This is a genomic window from Sabulicella flocculans (genome assembly GCF_045449635.1).
Taxonomy (GTDB): domain Bacteria; phylum Pseudomonadota; class Alphaproteobacteria; order Acetobacterales; family Acetobacteraceae; genus Roseococcus.
Map to the genome: position 1 here is coordinate 1 of NZ_JBJJBR010000042.1, position 6968 is coordinate 6968.

Annotated in this window: 6 protein-coding genes; 4 read left to right on the forward strand and 2 right to left on the reverse strand. The window is 80.3% G+C overall.

Annotated features, from left to right (window positions below):
* From ACI6QG_RS19320 to ACI6QG_RS19335, 4 genes are all read left to right on the forward strand, one after another.
* On the forward strand, positions 1-2537 hold a 2537-nt coding region (locus tag ACI6QG_RS19320), incomplete at its 5' end, for an SDR family NAD(P)-dependent oxidoreductase (protein WP_407026220.1).
* Entirely contained in the window at positions 2534-3823 is a 1290-nt protein-coding gene (locus tag ACI6QG_RS19325) for an aminotransferase class I/II-fold pyridoxal phosphate-dependent enzyme (protein ID WP_407026221.1), read from the forward strand. The genes ACI6QG_RS19320 and ACI6QG_RS19325, both read left to right, overlap by 4 nt.
* Positions 3820-4572 (forward strand): formyltransferase family protein, encoded by a 753-nt coding sequence (locus ACI6QG_RS19330; RefSeq protein WP_407026222.1) that lies wholly within the window; start codon positions 3820-3822, stop codon positions 4570-4572. The genes ACI6QG_RS19325 and ACI6QG_RS19330 overlap by 4 nt, the downstream gene beginning before the upstream one ends.
* On the forward strand, positions 4565-5857 hold the full coding sequence (locus ACI6QG_RS19335; RefSeq protein WP_407026223.1) for a capsular polysaccharide export protein, LipB/KpsS family: 1293 nt from the start codon (positions 4565-4567) through the stop codon (positions 5855-5857). The genes ACI6QG_RS19330 and ACI6QG_RS19335 overlap by 8 nt, the downstream gene beginning before the upstream one ends.
* On the opposite strand, the gene ACI6QG_RS19340 is transcribed toward ACI6QG_RS19335, so the two are convergent.
* Both ACI6QG_RS19340 and ACI6QG_RS19345 read right to left on the reverse strand, forming a co-directional pair.
* Positions 5802-6605: a M23 family metallopeptidase gene (locus tag ACI6QG_RS19340; RefSeq protein ID WP_407026224.1), complete on the reverse strand. Its 804-nt coding sequence runs from the start codon at positions 6603-6605 to the stop codon at positions 5802-5804. The two genes, ACI6QG_RS19335 and ACI6QG_RS19340, sit on opposite strands and share 56 nt — an antisense overlap.
* The coding region (locus ACI6QG_RS19345) for an exodeoxyribonuclease VII large subunit (RefSeq protein WP_407026225.1) at positions 6602-6968 on the reverse strand (367 nt) is incomplete at its 5' end. The genes ACI6QG_RS19345 and ACI6QG_RS19340, both read right to left, overlap by 4 nt.

Here is a 6968-nt window from a genome sequence, read left to right on the forward strand (position 1 = left end):
TCGCCGCCGCGCTGGCCGAGGCGCTGGAGGCCGCGGGCGCCCAGGTGTCCCACCTGCCGCCCGACCCGGCGCCGCGCGCCGCCCAGGGCGCCGCCCTGGTCTGCCTGCCCGCGCCCGGCCCGGCCGCCCTGGCCCGGCTGGCCCGGCTGGCCGCCGGGATGGAGGGCAGCGCCGCCGCCCTGCACCTGGTCGTCCGCGGCGCGGCGGAGGACCCGGCCGCCGCCGCCCTGCTGGCCCTGGGCCGCGTGCTGGCCAACGAGGCGCCGCGCCTGCGCCCGCGCCGCCACGACCTCGACCCCGCCCTGCCGCCGGCCGAGGCGGCGCGCCGCCTCGCCGCCCTGCTGCTGGCGCCCGACGACGGCGAGGGCGAGGAGCACGTCACCGCCCAGGGCCGCTGGGTGCCGCGGCTGCGGCCCGGCCTGCCCGCGCCCCCCGCCGCCGGCCCGCTGCGGCTGGAGGCGGCGCGGCCCGGCCGGCTGGACAGCCTGGCCTGGACCCCCTTCGCCCCCGCCGCGCCCGGCCCGGGCGAGGTGCGGCTGCGCGTGGAGGCGGCGGGGCTGAACTTCCGCGACCTGCTGTGGGCGCAGAACCTCCTGCCGGAGGACGCGCTGCGCCCCGGCTTCGCCGGCCCCGGCCTGGGCATGGAGGTGGCCGGCGTGGTGGAGGCAGCGGGCGAGGGCGCCCCCTTCGCGCCGGGGGACCGCGTGTTCGGCGTGGCCCCGCGCGCCCTGGCCACCCACGCCGTCACCGCCGCCGCCGCCCTGGCCCCGCTGCCCGGGGGGCTGCCGCCCGCCCAGGCCGCCGGCCTGCCCGTCGCCTTCCTCACCGCGCTGCACGCGCTGGAGGAGGTGGCGCGCGTGGAGCCGGGCGAGCGCGTGCTGATCCATGGCGGCGCCGGCGCGCTGGGCCTGGCCGCCCTGCAGGTGGCGCTGGGCCGCGGCGCCCGGGTGGCGGTCACCGCCGGCACCGCCCAGCGCCGCGCCTTCCTGCGCATGGCGGGGGCGGAGCTGGCGCTGGACAGCCGCGGCCTGGCCTTCGCCGACGCGCTGCGCGCCGCCTGGGGCGCCGGGCCGGAGGAAGGCTGCGTGGACGTCTGCCTCAACACCCTGGCCGGCGAGGCGATGGAGCGCAGCCTGGGGCTGATGGCGCCCTTCGGCCGCTTCCTGGAGCTGGGCAAGCGCGACTTCGCCGAGGGCACGGCGGTGGCGCTGCGCCCGCTGCGCCGCAACGTCGCCTGGCACGCGGTGGACCTGGACGAACTGGCCCGCGCCCGCCCCCAGGTGGCGGCGCGCCACCTGGCCACCCTGGCGGCGCGGCTGGCGGCGGGCGAGCTGTCGCCCCTGCCGGTGCGCGCCCACCCGGCGGAGGAGGCGGAGGAGGCGTTCCGCCGCCTGCAGGCCGGCGGGCACATCGGCAAGCTGGTGCTGCTGCCGCCCGCCGGGCGCCCGGCAGCGGCGGGCTGGACGCCCGCGGGCACGGCGCTGGTGGTGGGCGGCACCGCCGGCTTCGGGCTGGAGGCCGCCTGCGCCCTGGCGCGGCTGGGGGTGCGCCACCTCGCCCTGCTGTCGCGCCGCGGCCCGGCCACCCCCGGCCTGCCCGCCGCCCTGGCGCGGCTGCGCGCCCTGGGCGCCGAGGCCCACGCCTTCGCCGCCGACGCCGCCGACCGCGCGCAGCTCGCCGCCGCGCTGGACGCGGTGCGCGCCTGGGGCCCGCCGCTGCGCCACGTGGTCCACGCCGCCGCCGCCTTCGCCGACGGCATCGCCGCGCGGATGACGGCGGCCGACGCCGGGGCCGCCTGGGCCGCCAAGGTGACCGCCGCGGAGAACCTGGAGGCGCTGACCGCTTCCGACCCCCTGGCGGCCTTCCTGCTGTTCTCCTCCGCCACGGTGCCGGTCGGCGCGCCGGGGCAGGGGGCCTACGTGGCGGCCAATGCGGGGCTGGAGGCCATCGCGCGCCGCCGCCGCGCCCGCGGCCTGCCGGCGGTGGCGGTGCAGTGGGGCCCCATCGCCGATGCCGGGGCGCTGGCCGCCGACGGCGCCGCCGCCCTGACCCACCGCCTGGGCGCCGAGGCCCTGCCGGCCGCCGAGGCGCTGTCCGCCCTGCCCGGGCTGCTGGACACGCCGGCCCCGGTGGCGGCGGTGGCCCGGCTGGACTGGGCGCGCGCCCGCGCCGCCCTGCCCGCCCTGGCCGAGGCCGCCTTCCGCCCCCTGGCCGGCGAGGGCGCCGCCGAGGAAGCCGGCGAGGACCTGGCCGCCCTGCTGGCCCAGGGCCACGACGCCGCCCTGGCCGCCGTGGCGCGCGGCGTGGGGCAGGAGGTGGCGCGCATCCTGCGCCTGCCCGCCGGCGCGGTGCCGCCGCACCAGCCGCTGTCCCGCCTGGGGCTGGACAGCCTGGGCGGGCTGGAGCTGCGCACGGCGCTGGAGCGCCGCTTCGCCGTGACCCTGCCGCTGGAGGGAATGGACGGCGCCGCCACGGTGGACGCCATGGCCCGCCGCCTGCTGGCCGGCGCCGCCTCCCTGGCGGAGGCCGCGGAATGATCCGGCGCGGCCTTTCGGCGGCGGAGCGCGCGGCGGTGCTGGGCCGGGCCAAGGCCGCCGCGCTGGTGCAGGCCGCCACCGCCTCGCCGCGCGACTTCGCCACCCTGCCGCAGATGCGCGTGATGGAGGAGCTGCGCCGCCAGGCGGAGGCCCGCGGCATCCCCAACCCCTTCTTCCAGCCGCACGAGGCGGTGGCCGGCCCCCGCACCGTGGTCGCGGGGCGGGAGATGCTGAACTTCGCCTCCTACAACTACCTCGACCTCAACGGCGACCCGCGGGTGAACGCCGCCGCCGCCGAGGCGATGGCCCGCCACGGCACCTCCGCCTCCGCCTCGCGCATGGTGTCGGGCGAGCGGCCGGTGCACGCCGCGCTGGAGGCGGCGCTGGCCGCCAACTACGAGGCCGAGGCGGCGCTGGCCATGGTGTCGGGCCACGCCACCAACGTCACCGTCATCGGCCACCTGATGGGGCCGGAGGACCTGGTCGTGCATGACCAGCTGGCCCACAACTCCATCACGGAAGGCGTGCGGCTGTCCGGCGCGCGCCGGCTGGCCTTCGCGCACAACGACGCCGCGGCGGCCGAGCGCGCCCTGGCCGGCGCCCGCGGCCGCGCCCGCCGCGCCCTGGTGGTGATCGAGGGCCACTACTCCATGGACGGCACCGTGCCCGACCTCGCGGCCTTCCGCGACCTCGCCCGCCGGCACGAGGCCTGGCTGATGGTGGACGAGGCGCACGGGCTGGGCTGCCTGGGCCCCACCGGCCGCGGCGTGTTCGAGGCGCAGGGCGTGGCGCCGGAGGCGGCGGACATCTGGATGGGCACCCTGTCCAAGACGCTGGCCGGCGCCGGCGGCTACGTGGCCGGCCGGCGGGCGCTGGTGGACTGGCTGCGCCACACCGCGCCGGGCTTCGTGTATTCGGTGGGGCTGCCGCCGCCCATCGCCGCCGCCGCCGGCTGCGCCCTGGCGCTGATGCGCGCCGAGCCCTGGCGGGTGGAGCGCCTGCAGGCCAACACCGCGCGCTTCCGCGCCGCGCTGCAGGCGGCGGGCTTCGACACCGGCGGCTCCTCCGGCGGCTCCATCGTGCCGGTGCTGCTGGGGGATTCGCTGCGCGCGGCGCAGGTGGCGGCGGGGCTGGCGCGGCGCGGCGTCAACGCCCAGCCCATCGGCTTCCCCGTGGTGCCCGAGGGGCTGGCGCGCATCCGCTTCTTCCTGTCCTGCGCGCACCAGCCCGCGATGCTGGACGCCGCCGTGGCCGCCCTGGCCGAGGCGGCGCGGGAGGCCGGGTGAGGATCGCCCTGCTCACCCTCGAATCCGCCGCCAGCCGGGAGGCGACGGCGCGCTTCGCCGCCCGCCACGCCGGCCGCCTGGCGCTGGTGGCGCTGTCGCCGCCGCTGGGCGCCTGGCGCAGCGGCTGGCGGGCGCTGCGCCGCGGCGGCCCCGGCCTGCTGCCCTGGCTGCTGCTGAACCACGCCCTGCCGGCGCTGCGCCCCTCGCCCCTGGCGCGGCTGTGCCGGGCGCGCGGCATCCCCCTGCACGCCCTGGGCGACGACGCCGCCACCGCCCGCGCCCTGCGCGGCAGCGGCGCCGAGCTGCTGGTGAGCTTCCACCTGGACCGCATCCTGCCGCCCGCCCTGCTGGCGGCCGCGCCGCGCGGCGGGGTGAACGTCCACCCCTCGCTGCTGCCGCGCCACCGCGGCCCGATGCCCGCCTTCCACGGCCTGGCCGAGGGCGCCACCGGGGTCAGCATCCACGCGCTGACGCCGCGGGTGGATGCCGGCGGGGTGTGGGCGCAGCGCGCGGTGCCGCTGCCGCCGGGCACCTCGGCCACCGCCGCCGCGCGGGCGCTGCACCTGGCGGCGCTGCCGCTGCTGGACGCGGTGCTGGCGCGCATCGCCGCCGGCGAGGCCGCCCCGCCCGCGCCCGAGCCGCTGCCCTACGCCCCCTGGCCCGGCCCGGCCGCCCGCCGCCGCGCCGGGGTGCCGCTGGTGGCCGCCGCCGACTGGCGCCTCGCCTGGGAGAAGCCCGGCCATGCCTAGGTCCTTCCTGTTCCTCCAGGGCCCCATCTCGCCCTTCTTCCGCGAGCTGGGGGCGGAACTGGCGCGGCGCGGCCACGCGGTGCGCCGCGTCAACCTCTGCCTGGGCGACCGGCTGCTGTGGAACGACGCCCGCGCGGAGGATTTCCGCGGCCGGCCGGAGGAATGGCCCGCCTTCATCGGCACGCGGCTGGACGGCGCCACCGACCTCGTGCTGCTGGGCGAGCAGCGGCCGCTGCACCAGGCCGCCATCGCCGAGGCGCAGCGGCGCGGCGTGGCGGTGACGGCGACGGATTTCGGCTACCTCCGCCCCGACTGGGTGGTGCTGGAGCGCGACGGCATGAACGCCCTGTCGCGCTATCCCCGCGGGCGGGCCGGCATCCTGGCGCTGGCGCAGGGGGCGCCGCCGCTGGACATGGCGCCGCGCTTCCGGGGCGACTTCCGCCGCCAGGCCGCCTGGGACATCGCCTTCCACCTGCTGAACGAGCTGCCCTGGCCGTTCCGCCACTGGGCGCGCTACCAGCTGCACCACCCCATCCCCGGCTACCTCGGCACCGGCTGGCGGCTGCTGCGCGCCGGCCCGCGCACCCGCGCGGCCGAGGCGCTGATGGCCGCCATCCCCGCCGCGGCGCCGCTGTTCCTGTTCGCCATGCAGATGGAGACGGACTACTCCATCCGCGCCTACAGCCCCTACGAGGACATGGACACGCCGCTGGGCGAGGCCATCCGCTCCTTCGCCGCCCATGCCGCGCCGGAGGCCCGGCTGGTGGTCAAGGTCCACCCGCTGGACCCCGGGCTGAAGCGCTGGGGAAGGCGCATCGCCGCCCTGGCGGCGGCGGCCGGGGTGGAAGGGCGCGTGCACCTGGTGGACGGGCTGCCGCTGGGCCCGGCGCTGGCGCGGGCGCGCGGCCTGCTGACGGTGAACAGCACCACCGGGCTGGACGCGCTGCGCCAGGGCTGCCCGGCCATCGCGCTGGGCCGCGCCCTGTGGGACGTGCCGGGGCTGGCGCACCAGGGCGGGCTGGACGCCTTCTGGACCGCGCCCGAGGGCGCCGACCCGGTGCTGCTGGACGCCTTCCTGCGCGGGCTGGCGCACCACCTGCACGTGCGGGGCGACTTCTACGCCCCCGCCGGCCGCGCCGCCGCCGTGCAGGCCGCCGCCGGAAGGCTGGAGCAGGGCGCCGGCCCGCCCGCCATCCTGCCCGCCCCGCGCCCGCGGCTGGCCGCCGCGCCTATCCCGGCAGCAGGGGGCGGGGGTCGAGCCAGAGCGGCCCGAGCCCCAGGCTGAAATGCAGGTGCGGGCCGGTGACGCGGCCCGTCGCCCCCATGCGGGCGATGCGCGCGCCCTGCGCCACCTCCTCGCCCTCCCGCGCTTCCAGTTCCGACAGGTGGGCATAGAGGGTGTGGACGCGATGCCCGTGGTCCAGCACCAGCAACCGGCCGAAGAAGTGGAACTCGGCGGCCAGCGCCACCCGGCCGGACTGCGCGGCCAGCACCGGGGTGCCCACCGGCCCGGCCACGTCCAGCCCGTAATGCGGCTGGCGCGGCTGCCCGTTGAGCACCCGCTGCGAGCCGTAAACGCCCGAGATGCGCCCCTGCGCCGGCCAGGCGAAGGGCCGCGCGAAGTCGCCGCGCGGCGTCTCGGCGGCGCGGGCGCGGGCCAGCGCCTCGCGCTCACGGGCGATGCGCTGCAGGGTGGCGGCGTCGGGCGTCACCTGCTCCGGCGGCAGGCCGGTGATGCGCTGCACGTCCCAGGCGCGCGGCGCCACCGCGATTTCCGTCGGGTGGCCATCCACCGACAGCACGGCGCGCGGCCCGTGGTCGCGCCCGAAGCCGATGGCGAAGGCCCCCTCGGGCGAGACGGCGACGGGCGCGCCGTCCAGCGCCACCCGCCGCCCGGCGGCGCCGGAGCCCACCAGCAGCGCCCCCTGCGCCGGGGTGCCGCGCAGCGCCACCTGGGCGCGGGCGGGCCGCGGCGCCAGCAAGGCAGGAGCCAGCAGGGCAGGGGCCGCCAGCAGGGCGCGGCGGGGCGTCACAGCAGCTGGCCCTGGCGCGCCGGCGCCTCCGCCCGCACCTGGGCCTGGCCATCGCCGAAGGTCAGGGTCAGCGCCGCGCCGGGCGCCACCGCCGCGGCGGAGGTGACGGCCGCCCCGGCGGCATCCTGCACCAGGGCGAAGCCGCGCCGCAGCACCGCGCCGTAGCTCACCGCCTCCAGCCGCGCCGCCAGCGCCTCCAGCCGGGCGCGCCCCTCGCGCGCGGCGCGGCCATCCTGCGCCGAGAGGTCCAGCCGCGCCGCCAGCGCCGCCAGCCGCTCCTCTCCTGCGCGCAGCCGGGCCTGCACCGGCGCGGCGGACAGCCGGGCCAGGGCCGGGGCGCCGCGCCGCCGGGCCAGCAGGCCG